Annotated in this window: 20 protein-coding genes, 1 tRNA gene and 1 pseudogene; 11 read left to right on the plus strand and 11 right to left on the minus strand. The window is 58.6% G+C overall.

The window, feature by feature from the left end; translation table 11 throughout:
* Positions 1–15: 15 nt before the first annotated feature.
* On the minus strand, positions 16–429 hold the full coding sequence (locus tag BMZ23_RS08550) for a hypothetical protein (RefSeq protein ID WP_093475480.1): 414 nt from the start codon (positions 427–429) through the stop codon (positions 16–18).
* A 15-nt stretch (positions 430–444) separates the two neighbouring features.
* Positions 445–1,248, minus strand: coding sequence for a formylglycine-generating enzyme family protein (locus tag BMZ23_RS08555; RefSeq protein ID WP_093475483.1), 804 nt, complete (start codon positions 1,246–1,248; stop codon positions 445–447).
* Between the two features lie 195 nt (positions 1,249–1,443).
* Between BMZ23_RS08555 and BMZ23_RS08560 the strand changes: the two genes are divergently transcribed.
* The 8 genes from BMZ23_RS08560 to BMZ23_RS08595 all read left to right on the plus strand — a co-directional run bounded on the left by BMZ23_RS08560 (position 1,444) and on the right by BMZ23_RS08595 (position 8,530).
* Positions 1,444–1,989 carry a hypothetical protein gene (locus BMZ23_RS08560; protein WP_143069576.1) on the plus strand — a complete coding sequence of 182 codons (546 nt, stop codon included), beginning with the start codon at positions 1,444–1,446 and terminating at the stop codon, positions 1,987–1,989.
* A gap of 1 nt (position 1,990) precedes the next feature.
* The gene (locus BMZ23_RS08565; RefSeq protein ID WP_093475489.1) at positions 1,991–2,320 is read left to right on the plus strand and encodes a winged helix-turn-helix domain-containing protein; all 330 of its coding nucleotides are present in this window, start codon (positions 1,991–1,993) and stop codon (positions 2,318–2,320) included.
* A 58-nt stretch (positions 2,321–2,378) separates the two neighbouring features.
* Entirely contained in the window at positions 2,379–3,227 is an 849-nt protein-coding gene (locus BMZ23_RS08570) for a MotA/TolQ/ExbB proton channel family protein (protein WP_177197251.1), read from the plus strand.
* Between the two features lie 2 nt (positions 3,228–3,229).
* Positions 3,230–3,664, plus strand: coding sequence for a TonB system transport protein ExbD (gene exbD / locus BMZ23_RS08575; protein WP_177197252.1), 435 nt, complete (start codon positions 3,230–3,232; stop codon positions 3,662–3,664).
* A complete protein-coding gene (locus BMZ23_RS08580; RefSeq protein ID WP_093475495.1) occupies positions 3,664–4,377 on the plus strand; it encodes a TonB family protein in 714 nt (237 codons plus the stop codon). Before exbD ends, BMZ23_RS08580 begins: the two co-directional genes overlap by 1 nt.
* 19 nt (positions 4,378–4,396) lie before the next feature.
* The gene (locus BMZ23_RS08585; RefSeq protein ID WP_093475498.1) at positions 4,397–5,485 is read left to right on the plus strand and encodes a lysozyme inhibitor LprI family protein; all 1,089 of its coding nucleotides are present in this window, start codon (positions 4,397–4,399) and stop codon (positions 5,483–5,485) included.
* A gap of 234 nt (positions 5,486–5,719) precedes the next feature.
* Positions 5,720–6,985, plus strand: a complete 1,266-nt coding sequence (locus tag BMZ23_RS08590) for an ankyrin repeat domain-containing protein (protein WP_093475501.1) — start codon at positions 5,720–5,722, stop codon at positions 6,983–6,985.
* 18 nt (positions 6,986–7,003) lie between these two features.
* Positions 7,004–8,530 carry a phospholipase D family protein gene (locus tag BMZ23_RS08595; RefSeq protein ID WP_093475504.1) on the plus strand — a complete coding sequence of 509 codons (1,527 nt, stop codon included), beginning with the start codon at positions 7,004–7,006 and terminating at the stop codon, positions 8,528–8,530.
* A gap of 52 nt (positions 8,531–8,582) precedes the next feature.
* Here BMZ23_RS08595 and BMZ23_RS08600 read toward each other — a convergent pair whose 3' ends face one another.
* From BMZ23_RS08600 to BMZ23_RS08630, 7 genes are all read right to left on the minus strand, one after another.
* On the minus strand, positions 8,583–8,954 hold the full coding sequence (locus BMZ23_RS08600) for a DUF6746 family protein (RefSeq protein ID WP_093475507.1): 372 nt from the start codon (positions 8,952–8,954) through the stop codon (positions 8,583–8,585).
* Positions 8,955–9,062: 108 nt separating this feature from the next.
* Positions 9,063–10,505 carry a cardiolipin synthase gene (gene cls / locus BMZ23_RS08605; RefSeq protein WP_093475510.1) on the minus strand — a complete coding sequence of 481 codons (1,443 nt, stop codon included), beginning with the start codon at positions 10,503–10,505 and terminating at the stop codon, positions 9,063–9,065.
* On the minus strand, positions 10,505–10,846 hold the full coding sequence (locus tag BMZ23_RS08610; RefSeq protein WP_093475513.1) for a TusE/DsrC/DsvC family sulfur relay protein: 342 nt from the start codon (positions 10,844–10,846) through the stop codon (positions 10,505–10,507). The genes cls and BMZ23_RS08610 overlap by 1 nt, the downstream gene beginning before the upstream one ends.
* Positions 10,843–11,142 carry a sulfurtransferase complex subunit TusB gene (gene tusB / locus BMZ23_RS08615; protein WP_093475520.1) on the minus strand — a complete coding sequence of 100 codons (300 nt, stop codon included), beginning with the start codon at positions 11,140–11,142 and terminating at the stop codon, positions 10,843–10,845. Before tusB ends, BMZ23_RS08610 begins: the two co-directional genes overlap by 4 nt.
* An 11-nt stretch (positions 11,143–11,153) precedes the next feature.
* On the minus strand, positions 11,154–11,507 hold the full coding sequence (gene tusC / locus BMZ23_RS08620; RefSeq protein WP_093475523.1) for a sulfurtransferase complex subunit TusC: 354 nt from the start codon (positions 11,505–11,507) through the stop codon (positions 11,154–11,156).
* Between the two features lie 2 nt (positions 11,508–11,509).
* A complete protein-coding gene (gene tusD / locus BMZ23_RS08625) occupies positions 11,510–11,899 on the minus strand; it encodes a sulfurtransferase complex subunit TusD (protein ID WP_093475526.1) in 390 nt (129 codons plus the stop codon).
* Positions 11,900–11,960: 61 nt separating this feature from the next.
* Positions 11,961–12,635, minus strand: a complete 675-nt coding sequence (locus BMZ23_RS08630) for a Bax inhibitor-1/YccA family protein (RefSeq protein ID WP_093475554.1) — start codon at positions 12,633–12,635, stop codon at positions 11,961–11,963.
* Between the two features lie 183 nt (positions 12,636–12,818).
* Here BMZ23_RS08630 and BMZ23_RS08635 point away from each other — a divergent pair.
* Positions 12,819–12,908 (plus strand) — tRNA-Ser (locus tag BMZ23_RS08635).
* A gap of 263 nt (positions 12,909–13,171) precedes the next feature.
* On the opposite strand, the gene BMZ23_RS14815 is transcribed toward BMZ23_RS08635, so the two are convergent.
* Positions 13,172–13,480, minus strand: a complete 309-nt coding sequence (locus tag BMZ23_RS14815; protein WP_218143581.1) for a hypothetical protein — start codon at positions 13,478–13,480, stop codon at positions 13,172–13,174.
* 508 nt (positions 13,481–13,988) lie between these two features.
* Positions 13,989–14,684 (minus strand): annotated as a pseudogene (locus BMZ23_RS08640) (IS3 family transposase); the annotation flags it as partial.
* Between the two features lie 89 nt (positions 14,685–14,773).
* On the opposite strand from BMZ23_RS08640, the gene istA reads away from it, so the two are divergent.
* Entirely contained in the window at positions 14,774–15,796 is a 1,023-nt protein-coding gene (gene istA / locus BMZ23_RS08645) for an IS21 family transposase (protein WP_093475530.1), read from the plus strand.
* Positions 15,793–16,007, plus strand: a 215-nt coding sequence (locus BMZ23_RS08650; protein WP_245748163.1) for an ATP-binding protein, incomplete at its 3' end; no start/stop codon positions are given. The genes istA and BMZ23_RS08650, both read left to right, overlap by 4 nt.

Consider the following 16,007-nt stretch of genomic DNA (forward strand, 5'->3'; position numbering starts at 1 on the left):
ATGCGTCACTGCGGCTCAAGGCAGCAGTGACGCAATCCACTGTCGAATCATCGCTTGATTCTTGGGAACCTGCAGACTGCCCAGTAATTCACCCTCGGCATCAAACAGCAGCAGGTCGCCGTCACGAGATCCGTGGCGCTCGGAGAACTGGCGACTGGTCTCATGCCCTTGATGGGCGACCCGCATCAGCAGTCCGGGCGCATACTCAATCTGCATCGGTTTGAGCATGTCCAGAACGTCTGCACCGCCCAGATAATGGATATCCCGGGTCAATACCAGTACGGGTGTACCTTGACCTATGGGTTGCAGGTCTGTCGACAACCCGGTGCGCGGCAATAACTGCCAGGCAGCAAACAGCAGGGTAATAATAATCCCGATGATTACCAGGGCGCGTAGTGGCAGGTTTTTCGTGCTACTGATGGATGTCATGAAACTCCTTAGTGGTCAGTCAATTGAACGAGCCAGGCGGAAGCCGCCATTGTTTTCGCGTGTGCGTGGGAAAAAGCTGTAACGATAGGTTGACCGACTGGCCCACCCATCAAGCCCCCAGGAACCGCCGCGTATCATTCGGCGCTCGCAGTAGCCCTCCAGCAGAGGCGCGGCATTGGCTGGCGCCTGTTTGTAATCGGAGCGGGCACAGTCGGCCACCCACTCCCATACGTTGCCATGCATGTCATGTACCCCGAAGGCATTGGCGTCAAAGCTGCCAACCGGCAATGTCTGATTGCGGAAATCGCTCACAGGACAGTTGAAATGCGGTCGCCTGCCATCAAAGTTGGCCTGGTCACTGGTCAGGCAGTTCCCGTTAAAGAACTGTGTAGTAGTACCGGCTCGCGCCACGTACTCCCATTCCGCTTCGCTGGGGAGGCGGTAGTTGCTTCCTGTGCGCTGGTTCAGCCAAGGCAGGAACTGGTTGGTAACATCGTCAAAGCTGACACTGATCACTGGACGTTGATCACGCCCCCAGCCCTGATCAGAGGGGCTGTGGGTGCAAGCTCCATCAGCCACACAGGCGTCCCATTCAGCGAAGGTGACTTCGTAACGGCCTATTTCAAAAGCGGCTACTTCGACCTTTCGCACCGGCATTTCACGCGAGTGGCAATGATGACGGTGGTCACACCCCATCATGAAACTGCCCGCAGGAATGGTGATCATATCCGGCTGCGGAACAGTCTGCTCGGCCAGCGCAGGCGCTGCCAGCAGGCCTAACAACAGGCCCAGCGATGAAAGGGGTCGTGTGTTGATCATTTACTCTGCTCCTTGGGCATGTCTACCGGTCAGGCTACACCAGCGCAGAGTATCCAGCCTGAGGCGTGTTGTCGCAAGACATCACCTGAATAGGTGAATATGTCCGCTTGCGTCAAATCGGCTCTGCGAGATAGAGTTCTTTAAATGATTCTGCCAGTCATTTGGCAGGACACCAGCCAGGGAAAGAACGCCAGCATGTCTCCCACCGCCTACGAAGCCGAACGCGCCTTGCGCGATATAGCAACCATTAATCGGCGAGCAGCCGGCTTTCAGGATTACCAGGCCGAATCTCTGCAGCTGATGCTCTGGGGGCTTTTCTACATGATCGGTTTTGCCGGCGTGGCGGCATTCGAGTTGCCGGTACTGCTCTGGTGGGGCGGGTTGCTGGTGGTTACCGTGCTGTTTGGTAGCCGTCTGGTCAGCCGTGGCCACCCTGACTCTCCGGGCATTATCGGGCGCTACTTGCTGGTATTGGCCATCATTCTTGGTTTTGTCGTGTTGATGACAATTACCCTTCAGCCGTTGACTGACCAACAGGTGTCCCTGCTGGCCCCGGTATTTGTCTCGGTGCTCTATCTGCTGCGTGGTACCCAGTTACCACGTTATCTGTTGATTGGGATTTCACTGTTGCTGCCCTGTCTGGTCAGCTATTGGATGGCTGGCGAGCATTTCTGGTGGGCGATGAGCCTTGCTTGCGGGGCGCCCATGTTGGGGGCCGGGCTCTGGCTCCGGTTTGGCTGACATGCAGACACCTGACGAAACCATCCACCAACCGATTCGCCTGAAAATCATGGCTGCGCTGAACACGCTACCCAGCGGTCAGTGGCTGGAGTTTGTGGCGTTAAAGCGTATTGTCGATACGACAGACGGTAACCTGGGGGCCCATCTCGGCACGCTCGAGAGTAAGGCCTACATACGCATCAAGAAGGACTTTCTTGGCAAGCGTCCACGTACCCGGGTAACGCTCAGCAGCCGTGGGCGCGAGGCCTTTGCGGTGTATGTCGCAACCTTGCATGCGATCCTGTCGCCGGCAGTGGCAGAGGATGACGAGCAACCGGAAGCACCGGACTGAAATAGCTGAAGCAACGGGCTGTCAGCACACAACAATAACAATCACGCAGGAAATCCATATGAACAGTGTCGTTCTGTCACCCGCTGCACACCTCTGGCTGCGCCGTACCCGTCTAATTGCGCTGTTGTTGCTGCTGTTTGGAGCTCTGGCAGGTACAAGTCTGCTGGCCGGTGCCGAACCGACAGGCGCAGAAGCAGTGCTTGACCAGGTGAATGCTACCGAGCCTGCAGAACATCAGCCGTTTGGTGTGCGCGAGATGTATCTGCAGGCTGATCTGGTGGTCAAGTCGGTAATGATCTTTCTGGCATTCTGCTCGCTACTGACCTGGGCTGTATTGCTTGAGAAGCTGTTGGTGTTTGGCCGTGCACGGCGCGCCAACCAGCAGTTTTTGCAGGCGTTCCGGTCAGGCGACAAGGCTGCACTTACAGCGCTTGCGGAACGTTCAGCAATGGGCCGCATGTGGCAGGTTGCACAGGGCGAGCTACAGCATTTCAGACGCACAGCCAAAGACCGGGTGGATGCTGACCGTATCACCCGCCTGCTGCAGCGCATGGCCTTGAGTGCCAGCATCGTTCAGGAACGTGATCTGGCCAGACTTGGCAGCATGATGGGTGTACTGGCAACCATTGGTGCGACCGCCCCCTTTATTGGTCTGTTTGGTACCGTTTGGGGCATTCTCAACAGCTTTGCCAGCATCGCCACCATGCGCTCGGCCAGTCTGGCCATTGTTGCCCCGGGGATTGCCGAAGCCCTGCTGGCGACCGCCCTGGGCCTGTTTGCTGCGATTCCGGCGGTGATGATCTTCAACAAGTTTGCCCGTGACATTAACGGTTTTGTCGGCGGCCTGGACAACTTCTCGGCAGAGATGCTGGCCAGCACTTCACGCCAGCTGGAAGAGGAACTCTGAGCATGGGCATCCAGTTCAACTCGGGGCCAATGCCGAAGCGGCACAACTACCAGCAGAATGCCGAGATGAACATCACGCCCTTTGTTGACGTGATGCTGGTGCTGCTGATCATCTTTATGGTGGCGGCACCGCTGGCCACGGTGGATGTGCCGGTGGACCTGCCAAGCAACTCGGCTACTGTCAGCCCGCCGCCTACCGATCCGGTCTACGTCAGCGTGCAGGCCGATGGTGCCCTGTTTGTTCAGGAAACCGCAGTGGAGCTGGATGGCCTGGCGGCGCTGATTACTTCGGCCACCGGCGGCGCCCGGGATACCCGGCTGTTTCTGCGCGGTGATCAGGCGGTCGACTACGGTCGGCTGATGCGCGTAATGAATACGCTGCAAAAGGCCGGTTACAGCCGTATCAGTCTGGTTGCCAGCGAGGATCCGGAGCTCTGATGCGCACTTCAGCCGACAATCCATCGGGGATTGGCTGGTCGCTGCGGTTAATGGTGATTGGCCTTTCGCTGGCAGCGCACGTGGCGCTGGCGGGCTGGCTGCTGCTGTACCGGCATACCCCGTTGCCGGCACCGGCGGAAACCGTGGTGGCCATCGAAATGATTGAGCTGCCAGTACCGGAGCCTGAGCCCGAGCCGGAACCTGAGCCTGAGCCAGAACCCGAACCCGAACCGGCGCCACCGCCGCCGCAACAGCAGCCGCCGCGTCCACAACCGCAACCGCCACGCCCGGTCAGTCAGCCGCCACGCAGTTCCGGCCCGCCGGCGCACAGCTTTGGTGCCAATCAGGAATGGGCTGCGCCACCGCCGCCAACCGAAAGCGCCGCCAGCCGTGGCCGCATGGCGCCCTCCGGCTATGCCGAGACAGTCAAGGGCCGGGTCAATGCGCGCTTGCAACGGCCTGAAGGTGCCGTGTACAAGCCACCGCCGGGGTACAAGGGCAATCCCGATGACTTCAAGCGCCAGTGCTACATTCCCTGGGAAGTGGTAGTGGATGCCCAGGGCAATCTGCTGTCGTGGAAGATTGACCGCTGCGGTGATGAACTGCTGGATCAGGCTGCGGAACAAGCCATTCGGGCGGCTGCGCCATTTCCGCCGGCACCCGGCGGCAGTGGCAACTACACCATTTACGGCACAGCCATCTTCATCAAATAACACCAATGCAGAGGATTGCATGATCAACAGATCCGCCTTGCTGAGTTTGCCCGCCGCCGCACTCCTGATGCTGGGCGGCTGTACCACCCAGCCAACTGCCCCGGTTTCCGAGACCAGCAGCCGTCCGCAGTTGCAACCGGCCAGCTACCGGCCGGATCAGCCACCGGGGTATGACTGCCGCAATGCACTGCCGGATGTGCAGCGCCTGATCTGCACTGATCAGCGTCTGGCGGGGCTGCACCTGAGTGTCCAGCAGCTGTATCACCAGCGTCTGGGTGAGCTGGATGTGCCGGCGCTGATGCTGCTGCAAAGCAATCAGCGTCAGTGGTTGCTGAGTCGTTTCGAACAATGCCCGCAGGCCGAAGACAGTCAGCGTGCCAGCTGTCTTGAAGGGCTGTATGGGCAGCGTCTGGCGGCGCTGCGCAACTGGCCGGCGGTTGCGTCCAGGGCATCCACACAGCCCCATGCGCTGGCCAGCTATGCCGAGTACCGGCTGGCCGAGGGCAGTGCCCCATTCTGCAATGCCTTCACCGACAGGTTGAACAGCGAGCTGCGGCGCAATGGCCTGCCGTTGATGTCGCGTCTGCCAGGTGTCGAGGCGCTGGCCGACTCGCTGGGCGGCGCTCTGGAAACTGATACCAGTTCAGGGCGCCTGCGCATCGATATACACAACAGCGGCTCCTATGGTGGTCAGCGTATGCGTCCGACCGGCCTCAGTCTGAATGGCGAGCGGATCATGGATTCGCGCACGCTGCCGGCCTGGGTGGCGCAGCAGCCGAATTATGGCGGGCGTGCCCATGTTTCCTCGTCGCAGACTGGCGACTACGGTGATATTCAGATCTTCCGCGAAGATGGTCAGCTGCGCATCCTGGTCAACGAGACCTGGGGCTTCTATTCGCCGGCCGCCCGTGGTGAATCGGCCTTTGCCGGCCTCTATGGCTTGCAGGGCGGGAGCCTGCAACCGCTGTGCCTGTACCGCAGCTATCTGACACCGCCACGTACCGACCTGCTTGCCGGCCTGCCGAGGGTGCAGCAGCTGCAGTCCTTGCTGACCCAGCTGGCTGGTCAGCCGCTTAACGAAGTCGCCCAGCACGAGCGTCGTGACTAGCACCAGTTCCGCAGCGAGCTGCAGTGGACGCTGCTGAATCTGCCGCTGCTGGGTGCCCATCAGCTGGAGCGCCATGGTCGCCGCGCGGCCCTGCAGCAACAGCATGACCTGCTACTTGAGCGGCTGTTCCAGTGGTCCGAACGTAACCTGCTGAACAAGCAGCTGTACCGCCAACTGCTACCGCTGCTGGCACCGACCCATGGCGAGCTGCGTGGCGTATTTGCTGATCAGGGGTTGAATCCGGGTGAGGCCGAGGCCGCCGCCGATCTGCTGATACACGCCATGCTCGCCGACGCCATGAATAACCTCCCGCTTGACGGGCAGCGGGTAGATCTGCCGTTGCCGGCCTTTGCGGACTATCGGTCGCGCTACCGGATTGCCACCGAACCCGGTGAGCTGGAGCGCGGCCGTCAGTTCCAGAGCCTGCACAGCGTAATTCTCAACGGTGCACCCTGGCCGGTGGTTAACGACTTCATTGGCTGGGAACGTGGTCAGCGCGGTGCTCAGACCGGTCTGGGTGCGGATCAGGACAGTGCCGTGCATGCCGCAGTGGCCAACCCGCAACTGCTGCAGGCGCTGTTGCAACGCGGCTTTGATATCAACGCGCAGAATGCCTGGGGTCGTACGCCGTTAATGCTGGCCGCACGCCTTGATCAGCCCGAATCACTGCGCCTGCTGTTGGCTGGCGGTGCCGATGTACATCTGCGTACCCGTCGCAACCAGTCGGCGGGAGCCGGCGGCATGGACCGCAACGAAGCGACTGGCAGCCCGCAGACGGCCCTGTTACTGGCCGCCAGCCATGCGGGTGCCGAGACCATTCGCGGCTTGCTGGATGCCGGTGCCAACAAGGAAGAGTGGGGCGGTTACCAGCAACAGGTATGCAGCGCACTGGATGGCAATGCCCGGCTCGACGCGGCGCAACGTGACAGCCTGCGCCAGGGGCTCTGTGCGGTCAGCTATGCGCCGGCACCGGTGACCCGCCAGCCGGTGGCAAATCTGCGAGAGGGTGATGAATTGGTCATCACCGAAGACGCACAGACCTATCGTATTCGCCTGCAGCAGCGCAGTGCTCATCCCTGGTTTTCCCGTCCCCTTCAGATGACGGCGCAGCGCATGTCGCGCGATCTTCCTGGTGTGGGGAGAAGCATCGGCATGGCCGCAGTAAGGCGGGCCGGAGTGAGGCTGGAAGGGCCCTTTACCCTGTATTTTGCTGACCTGACAGCGGCGTCGGGAGAGGGGCTGCGCTTTGAAGCCGGGTTCCCGGTGCGGACGACGGGCAATCCGGTTGGTGGCTACCAGCAACGAGACCTTCCTGCCTTGCAGGTCCTGAGTGTGTTCCTCGAGCCTGACCAGCAGAATGCCGAAGCCGCGTGGCGGGCACTGTATAGTGCGGCCTATACTCAGGGCTTTGAACCCACCCATGAAGGTCTGGTGGTTTCACACACGCGTGCGCGTCGGGCCACCGAATACCAATTGGTGGTTCGCGACCGCCACCCCTGATCAAGGAAAACAGTAGCGGTGAAATCCGCCATTCTCCTGCTCGTGGTGGCCCTGCTGGGGGGGTGTGCTACACGCCTCCCGCCGCAGCAGGGCCCAGTCAGCTTTGTCCGGCAGGCCGCAGCAGAGGCTCCCTTGCTGCAGCTTGCCGAATCCTTGGCCCTGACATCCAATACAGACCTGTCAGCCTTCAGTCTGCTTACCAGCGGCAAGGACGCCCTGGCCGCGCGCTTGCAGCTGATAGATATGGCGGAATCCGGGATTGATCTGCAGTACTACATCTTCAAGGGTGATACAACAGGCGGGCTGCTGGCCCTGCGTCTGCTGGCGGCCGCCGATCGTGGCGTACAGGTGCGGTTGCTGGTGGATGATATCGGCAACAGCATGGGTGATTTCAAGATAGCCAGTCTGGACCGTCATCCCAATATTGAAATTCGTCTGTTCAATCCGCTTACCTTGCGCGACCCCTGGTTACGATATGCCAGTAAGGTGGGTGAATTCGGGCGCATCAATCACCGGATGCACAACAAACTGATGGTGGTTGATGGCATGGCGCTGATCACCGGTGGGCGCAATCTTGGTGATGAATATTTCGCGCTCAGCGAGCGGGACTTTCAGGATATCGACGTGCTGGCCATAGGACCGGTAGCGGCGTCGGCGGCAATGACCTTTGACGTTTACTGGAATAGCCATAAATCAGTTGCTGTTGCCGGCCTGGTTCGGGCCCCCGGTAGCAGGGCGCTGCACCGCTTGCGACGGCAGCTTGACAGCCTGCGCGTCCAACAGGAACAAACGCCCTGGCAGCAAGCTGTTGCTTCCTCTTCGTTTCGAGGTGAAAACGCCCTCGGCAAAATCGAGTGGCTGCACGGTAGCGGCTGGTGGCTGGCCGATCCGCCAGACAAGGCCGATCCTTTCAGTAGCAAGGCAAACCATCCCGCACTGGGGCTGGGACTGGCCGAACTGGGTCGGGCAACACGTGAAGAGCTTTTGATGATGACGGCCTATTTCATTCCTGGGCGTGATGGAATGCAGGTGTTGCGTGAGTTTCGTCACAGCGGAATGCAGGTAGGCATTCTGACCAATTCACTGGCCACCACAGACGTACTGGCTGTGCACAGCGCCTATGCCGGCTATCGCACAGCACTGCTTGAGGCCGGTTTGCATCTATGGGAATTACAGCCAATTGCTGCGCAGCAGGAACGGGCCAGCACCTTTGCTGGCGACTCCCAGGCCAGCCTGCATGCCAAGAGCTTCATTTTCGATCGCGAGCGGGTATTTATCGGCTCACTGAACCTCGACCCCAGATCCATCCACCTGAATACAGAAGCGGGCGTATTGATTGAGCAGCCTGAACTGGCCGGACAGATGTATCAGTTATTCCAGCGCTGGACAGATGCCGAGCACGCCTGGAAGCTGGGGCTGGATGAGCGGGGCGAACTTTACTGGCAGGCTGGCGAGCAGATACTGCGAGGTGAGCCTGAAGCAGGTTGGTGGAGACGGCTGAACAGTTGGTTGCTGGGCTGGTTGCCCATAGAGCGGCAGTTATGAAACACCGCTACGCGTTTCTTGCATGGCGGCATTCAGGATAGGTATTGCCGTTTTACTTGACCAGTTTGCGGGACTGCTCCAGGTAGGCTTTGCCGTGCTTCTGTACGCCTTCGGTGTCCATGCGCTCGGAGGCAAGGTGAACTTCTTCCAGGGTGTCAGCCAGTTCTTTCAGATCGTCGCGTATTTTTTCCAGCGCATTTTCCAGTGTGTAGGTGATCTCGTGCACATCCGACATCGCTTGCGGATTGAGCTCACCAGCCAGAATGGCTTCCAGCTGGTTGTTGTACTCGGAGAAGTTGTTAACGGCCTGCTCCAGCGTCTCGGATTGCAGCCCCTTGAAATGCTTGACGGCATCGTCAGCGGTTGCGGCAGCAGATGACATAAGAGCCAGAGTAAAAGTCAGGGGCAGCAGATACACGCGCATTAGTGAATCCTTTTCAAATGAGAATGATTTGCGAAAAGAAATCTACGCTTATTGAAACTTGTTTGCAAGTGCAAGCAGGGTGCGACAAGTTGGCGCACCCTGGATAGATTAGAGCAGCGGACTGAGCAGGTACATCAGGCGCTCAAGAGCACGTGCAGGCTTGCCGCGAGCCGACCAGCGCTGCAGATCCAGTGGCTGGCTGGCCTCTCTGTAACCGTCCAGCAGGCGCTTGATCTCGGCACAGCCTTCGGGCGTAAAAAGTGCCACGGTAAGCTCGAAATTGAGCTGAAGGCTGCGTATATCAAGGTTCACGCTGCCGACCAGCGCAAGCTGGTTATCCATCAGCATTGCCTTGGTGTGAAGCAGGCCGTGCGGGTAAAGCATGATGCGTCCGCCAGCCTGCAACAACGGCTCGAAGTAGGAGCGACTGGCCCAACCGACCATCATTGAGTCATTGTGGCGGGGTAGCAGTAGCGTCACCTGAACGCCGCGTCTGGCTGCATGACAAAGCGCGTCGAAAATTGCTTCCGACGGCACAAAATACGGAGTGCAGATCACAATGCTGTCATTTGCCCGATGGATGCTTGACAGCACCGCCTGGCTAATCAGGTCATCTGCAAAACCGGGGCCAGACGGCAGGATCGACATCCAGCGATTGCACGGCAGGTTTTCCGCATAGTGCTCGGGAAGCCGCCGCTGCCCGGTTTCCACTTCCCAATCCCAGGCAAATACCTTGGCCAGGCCAGTAGCCCCGGGGCCTTGAATACGCAGCAGCATATCCACCCAGGGAGCATGCCGGCTGCCCTTGCGGAATACCTCGGGGTCGGCAATGTTCATCGAGCCGCACCAGGCCAGCTGGTCGTCGATCACTACCAGCTTGCGGTGCATGCGCAGGTCCATACGATGGAACAGCACACGCCACAGCCGAACCGGCAGGGCTGGCACCACCTGAATACCAGCCTGAACCATGTCACGCCGCCAATGCGAACGGAAGAAAGCTCGGCTACCGGCATGGTCAATCAACAGGCTGACCTCGATACCGCGCCGGCTGGCATCGATCAGCGCCTGCGCCAGGGCATCCGCCCGGCCACCGGGGTGCCAGATATAGGTAACGATGCGAATGCTGTGTTGTGCCTCGCGGACATCCGCGCAAAGTCGGGAAAAAATCCGCTGAGGATCATCCAGCAGTTGCAGGCTGTCATACTGCATGGCGCCAATACCGACACGGTTAGCCAGCAACTGGTGGATGCCCAGCGCCAATTGACCTCCCGGAAGTGGGCCGCGGCCACCCTTGAAGCGACTGGATAGATTATCCAGATAGGGATCAACCATGGCAGCCGCCCGCTGGGCGCGTGCGCGCCCCAAATTCAATTCGCCAATCAGCAGATAGAGCAGGGCGCCCAGAACAGGCAGTACAAAAATCACCAACAACCAGGCCAAGGTCACACTGACCGGACGGCGGCGGGCAATAACCCGCATGGTGACGGCAATGGTCAGCAGCCAGTAAAAAACTGCAAACAGCAGGCCGGCGATGCTGTAAACCTGTTCCATTACAGACAATTGTCCGGTTTCGGCAAACCGGCCAGACGGCTGGCAACGCGGGCCGGGCTACCTGGGAAAAGTTTTAGCAGATACAGGCTGTTTCCAATCTCTGGCCCCAACTGCTGGGCCAGATAGCGAACCAGCGGACGCATGGCCGGAGACAATTGGAACTCTGTGTAGAAATTGCGCAGCGCATGCAGTACCTGCAGATGCTCGTCTTCCAGTTGCAATCCCTCCTCGGCAGCCAGCACCTTTGCCAACGCCTCGCTCCAGTCGCCGGCGTTCAGCAGAAAACCGTGCTTATCGAGCGCTACAATGCGCCCGTCAACCTCCAGATCACGGCTTCTCACCAGCTCACCACGCGGCTGTGTTCACAGCACAACTGAACCATGCCGGCATGGTCAGTCAATTGCACGCGCCCCGGCAAATCATCCAGCGCCATACCGCGTGCGTGAAGATCTTCTGTCAGCGCAAACAGACGGACACTGCCTGGCAGTAGTTTGAGCGAAGCAGACAGGCGTGAGTCGGGGAGCAGTGCGTAGACGGCATCCTCGATAAGCAACAGGGATTGCTCAGGCCCCATGACCCTCAGGCAGCTGGACAGGCGGTCGTCCCGATGTGGCGAATGACGCAGAATGTGCAACATGCCAGCCTCCCTCAGAGGGTAATGATGCGTTGATAGTGTTCCAGCAAGACGGCAATTTCTGACGCATCGACGCGCCGCACCGGCAGCAATAAAGGTTGGGCACGCATGCCGCGCTCAGCCAGCGAATGATCACAGACCATGATGTCCTCGACGCCGAACACCGGCAAGGCCTGCAGGTTGGCCGCCAGCGATTTAAGACCAATGGCAGGCGCGTCCTGGCCTTGACGCAGTTGCAGCACGCCGTCGTCCATAAACAGCAGGCCGACCGGCACATCGAAGGCGGCGGCGGCCAGTGCTACATCCAGCGCTTCACGCGCGGCATGCTGCGAAGGCGGTTGACGCGAGATAATCAACAGACTTTTCATGCTCATGTACCAAAACTCAAAGCGCGGTCGGCTTCCTGCATGGCGTCTACCCACTGGCCAAGACCGGACAGTTCCCAAGGCATCCCACTATTGGCGACGGGTCTGTCCCAACGATCTGCCTCGGCCTCATCCAGAACGCCTCGTCGCAGGGCGGCAGCGATGCAAACCACGGCATCAAGCCCGTTGCTCTGAATAAAATCACGCCATTCGGCACAGATATCGGCTTCATCGCGCGGGCAGACGACCAGTTGCGACGCCAGATGGACAGCATCGCGATAAAAGAACAATCGAGTGATCTGGTGCCCTGAGGCCAGCACAGCCTGGGCAAAGCGCAGTGCAGTGCGGGCAGAGGGGTCCTGCGGGCCGGCCAGCAGGGCAATCGCAAATTTCATTGTAAGTCCCGAAACAACAAGGCCCGCAACATGCGGGCCCCGGATTATAGCGCAGTCACAATCAGTCGTTGCTGAAGATGCCGAGAAGCTGCAGCAGGCTGAGGAACAGGTTGTAGATCGACACAAACAGCGTCACCGTGGCCATGATGTAGTTGTCTTCGCCACCGTGGATGATAGCGCTGGTCTGATACAGGATCACCGCCGAGGAGAACAGCACGAAACCGGCGGAGATAGCCAGCGACAGCCCACTGATCTGCACAAAGAAGCTGGCGACAATGGCACACAGCAGCACCACAAAACCGGCCATGATAAAGCCGGACAGGAAGCTGAAGTCCTTGCGGGTCAGAATGGCATAGGCAGACAGACCGAAGAACACCATAGCGGTCATGCCGAGGGCCATGGATACCAGCTGACCGCCGTTGGGCAGGGCCAGGTAATGATTGAGGATCGGGCCGAGGGTATAGCCCATAAAGCCGGTCAGGGCAAAAGTCAGCAACAGGCCGACACCGGAGTTACGGAATTTGCTGATGGCGAACAGCAGCCCGTAAAAACCCACCAGGGTAATGATGATGCCCGGACGCGGCAGGTTCATGCTCATGGAGACAAAGGCCACCAGCGCACTGAAAGCCATGGTCATCCCGAGCAGGCTGTAGGTGTTGCGGAACAGTTTGCTGACCTGTGCCTCGTCGGCCATCGACGGATGCAGCACATGGGCCTGGGTGTTGCGATCTTGCATGTTCATTTGACGCTCCCGAGTGTCGAAACCAAGGTTCCATTGATCAGACCTGATGATAGCGGCAAAATTTCCCAGTACAAGGCAAACTGCCCCGCTAAACTGTTTCTGTCAGTGAAAACAGTCACACCAGCATACGCACAAGTCATTGACTGACAGCCGAATTCCGGTAGTATTGCCGCCCGTGGAGGGATGGCAGAGCGGTTGAATGCACCGGTCTTGAAAACCGGCGAAGGTGAAAGCCTTCCCAGGGTTCGAATCCCTGTCCCTCCGCCATATGCCGTTATAAATCAAGTATTTGCAGCGCATTTTGATTTGTAACCAACAAAGCGCCCCACAATGAGAACTGCTCAGGTGGGGCGTTTTTCTTTCTGCCTTTCCCGCCCCACATTTTTCATCTGAAAATGACTTTCCTGCGATCAAGCAACTCCAAACAAACAGATGTGCGCAACGCATGCTGGTGGTAGATATCCAGAAACACCAGATACTGCTGTTCACGGGTCAACGTCGTCGTCTTGCAAGATGACCTACCTAGCCATTTAGCATGGTTTGGATAAGCGATATTTTCCAACAAGGACATACCCTTTTATGTTGTTTTTCATGATTTTGTAAACTTGGTAATGCTTGGTGACTTCACATCCTATTACCCGCACTAACTCCCCCTCTTCTAAATACCATGTCGCCGGCGCCAGCGGCCAGGTGGTGGCATCAGTAAGACTGTTAAATACAGGGACACGCTCTTCAGCAGTCAGCGTACTAGCCTCTCTTGTAAGAAGTAACATTGCGAAGCCAAAGATAGCGCTAAAAAGTAGACCTGCCATCAACAGTTGTTTTCTCATCTCGCCCACGGCGCATCATCCCAGAAGCCTCGGTCGGGCCCCTCATAGAATTTTGAAGAGCTATAGTATGGTGAGCTAAGCAGGTCATTCCCAATGGACACCGGGAAAAAAGAACTGGAAATTGAATGACCTAGAGCTTCTTCCAAGCATTCTTTATGAGGACCGCCGCAGTTGTTTGTCCATACGCTATATTCCTTTCTCTTTTTTGTGTAACACTCAATCAGCTTTTTTTCCTGCTCGGTCGATAAGCTCAGCACCGTTCCGACTCCTGATCGAAAATTCGTTTGGTTAGCTGCATAGACCTCAGCGCTGGGATTCGTATCCCAGCCACCCGGCCCCCAAGAATAATTAACTCCGTTTATATTGGCTGACACATGCCCAAATGAGGAGCTACCATAGCGAACCGGTTGCCATATTATTATCTCCGTATAAAGACCCAGTGGGTCGACGTAACCTACTGGGCTACCATATACGTACCTGAATCACACCGGGTTTTATGGAGGCCATTTCGTTTAAGTCAGGCAGCCATGGCCTGACCGGTGTGTTGCTGGTAGAAGTTTGCCTCAGCTTCTGCCGGCGGTATATATCCAATCGAGCTCAGTAGCCGTTGGTGGTTGTACCAGTGAACCCACTTCAAGGTGGCGATTTCGACGGCTTCGCGGCTCCGCCAGGACTGTCGGTAAATCAATTCCGCTTTGTACAAGCCATTGATGGTTTCTGCCAAGGCGTTGTCGTAGCTGTCTCCTTTGCTACCAACAGATGGCTCTATTCCAGCCTCAGCGAGACGCTCCGTATAACGAATAGAGACGTACTGACTACCCCTATCGCTATGGTGGATCAGACCGTCCGCGTGGCCTGGCTGCCGGGCGTAGAGTGCTTGCTCCAGGGCATCGAGCACGAAGTCCGTTTTCATGCTGTTGCTCACACGCCAACCGACGATGCGTCGTGCGAAAACATCGACAACAAAAGCTACATAGAGCCAGCCCTGCCACGTTGATACGTATGTAAAGTCTGAAACCCATAGCTGATTGGGACGGTCAGCATTGAACTGGCGCTGAACCTTGTCGAGAGGACAAGCGGCGTTGCCGTCAGGTACCGTGGTACGAACTATCTGGCCGCGCCGAACACCCTGTAATCCCAAGTGGCGCATCAATCGCGCAACCGTACAACGGGCAACGGGCACCTTGTCGCGCCTGAGTTGCTTCCAGACCTTCACTGTCACCGCCGATGTAAAACTGACCCCCTGACGCCGAGGTAATTTTGACCCCCTGGGCGATGATGGCAGCTTTTTGAGCTGCCGATATGTTGACCCAGGAGCAGTCAGTGGAAATCAGAGTGTTGGCCCGGCAAGGCCATGGCATCAAGAAGATCGCCCGGGAGCTGGGGCTGTCTCGCAACACGGTGCGCAAGTACCTTCGGGGTGAGACGGTTGCGCCGCGCTACAAGGCCCGCGGTCCCCGTCCTTGCAAGCTCGACCCCTTTACCGCGTATCTGCAAGAGCGTATCGACGCGGCAAGATCCAAATGGATTCCCGCGACCGTGTTGTTGCGGGAGATTCAGGAGCGCGGCTATACCGGCGGCATCAGTCAGCTCAAGCGCTATCTGGCGCCCTTCAAGCACCACGCGCCGGATCCTGTCGTTCGTTTTGAGACCCCGCCAGGCAAGCAGCTGCAAGTGGACTTCACCACCATCCGCCGTGGTCGCGAGCCGCTCAAGGCATTCGTTGCAACGCTCGGCTACAGCCGCGCTACCTATGTGCAGTTCTTCGACCGAGAGGGCAGCGATGTCTGGCTGACCGGCCTGCGGGAAGCCTTCGTTTACTTCGGCGGCGTGCCGGCCGAGGCCCTTTTCGATAATGCAGCCGCGATCATCAGCGAGCGCGACGCCTATGGTGAAGGCCTTCATCGCTGGCATCCAAGACTCGCTGCGCTGGCTGATGAGTATGGTTTCCGGCCTAGAGTCTGCCGTCCCTATCGGGCCAAGACCAAGGGCAAGGTCGAACGCTTCAATGGCTACCTGAAGGGCAGCTTCGTCACGCCCTTGGCCGCTACGCTCAAGACCGCGGGCCTGAAGCTGGATGTTGCTACGGCCAATGCGCATATCGGCAAATGGCTGGAGAACGTGGCCCATCAGCGCGTTCACGGCACCACCGGCGACAAGCCAGCGATCCGATTGGCCGAAGAGCGGCACGTCCTGCTTCCTCTGCCCATCAAGGCCCTCGCGCCACGCCCGGCGCCTGCACTGCGTCCCGGTCGGGCTCTGCCACATGACAGCCTGCAACATCCGCTCTCGGTATACGACCAGCTACTGGAGGTGCGAGCATGAACCTGCAACACGCCCGCATCGCAGAGCTCTGCACCAGCCTGAAGCTCGACCGGATCGCGATGGACTGGCCACACCTGGCCCAGCAGGCCGCGTCGGATGACGTCAGCTTCGCCGACTTCCTGGAGAAGCTGCTGACCGCCGAGATGGATGCACGAGGCGAACGAACTCGCCAGACGCTGTTGAAGATGGCCACGCTACCGGCGGTCAAAAC

It is taken from the genome of Halopseudomonas yangmingensis, from assembly GCF_900114825.1.
Lineage (GTDB): Bacteria > Pseudomonadota > Gammaproteobacteria > Pseudomonadales > Pseudomonadaceae > Halopseudomonas > Halopseudomonas yangmingensis.

Excerpts from the sequence above, each read along its gene's own strand:
- BMZ23_RS08550 (WP_093475480.1), bottom strand. The coding sequence starts at position 429 with ATGACATCCATCAGTAGCACGAAAAACCTGCCACTACGCGCCCTGGTA.
- BMZ23_RS08555 (WP_093475483.1), bottom strand. The coding sequence starts at position 1,248 with ATGATCAACACACGACCCCTTTCATCGCTGGGCCTGTTGTTAGGCCTG.
- BMZ23_RS08560 (WP_143069576.1), top strand. The coding sequence starts at position 1,444 with ATGTCTCCCACCGCCTACGAAGCCGAACGCGCCTTGCGCGATATAGCA.
- BMZ23_RS08565 (WP_093475489.1), top strand. The coding sequence starts at position 1,991 with ATGCAGACACCTGACGAAACCATCCACCAACCGATTCGCCTGAAAATC.
- BMZ23_RS08570 (WP_177197251.1), top strand. The coding sequence starts at position 2,379 with ATGAACAGTGTCGTTCTGTCACCCGCTGCACACCTCTGGCTGCGCCGT.
- exbD (WP_177197252.1), top strand. The coding sequence starts at position 3,230 with ATGGGCATCCAGTTCAACTCGGGGCCAATGCCGAAGCGGCACAACTAC.
- BMZ23_RS08580 (WP_093475495.1), top strand. The coding sequence starts at position 3,664 with ATGCGCACTTCAGCCGACAATCCATCGGGGATTGGCTGGTCGCTGCGG.
- BMZ23_RS08585 (WP_093475498.1), top strand. The coding sequence starts at position 4,397 with ATGATCAACAGATCCGCCTTGCTGAGTTTGCCCGCCGCCGCACTCCTG.
- BMZ23_RS08600 (WP_093475507.1), bottom strand. The coding sequence starts at position 8,954 with ATGCGCGTGTATCTGCTGCCCCTGACTTTTACTCTGGCTCTTATGTCA.
- cls (WP_093475510.1), bottom strand. The coding sequence starts at position 10,505 with ATGGAACAGGTTTACAGCATCGCCGGCCTGCTGTTTGCAGTTTTTTAC.
- tusB (WP_093475520.1), bottom strand. The coding sequence starts at position 11,142 with ATGTTGCACATTCTGCGTCATTCGCCACATCGGGACGACCGCCTGTCC.
- tusC (WP_093475523.1), bottom strand. The coding sequence starts at position 11,507 with ATGAAAAGTCTGTTGATTATCTCGCGTCAACCGCCTTCGCAGCATGCC.
- tusD (WP_093475526.1), bottom strand. The coding sequence starts at position 11,899 with ATGAAATTTGCGATTGCCCTGCTGGCCGGCCCGCAGGACCCCTCTGCC.
- BMZ23_RS08630 (WP_093475554.1), bottom strand. The coding sequence starts at position 12,635 with ATGCAAGATCGCAACACCCAGGCCCATGTGCTGCATCCGTCGATGGCC.
- istA (WP_093475530.1), top strand. The coding sequence starts at position 14,774 with ATGTTGACCCAGGAGCAGTCAGTGGAAATCAGAGTGTTGGCCCGGCAA.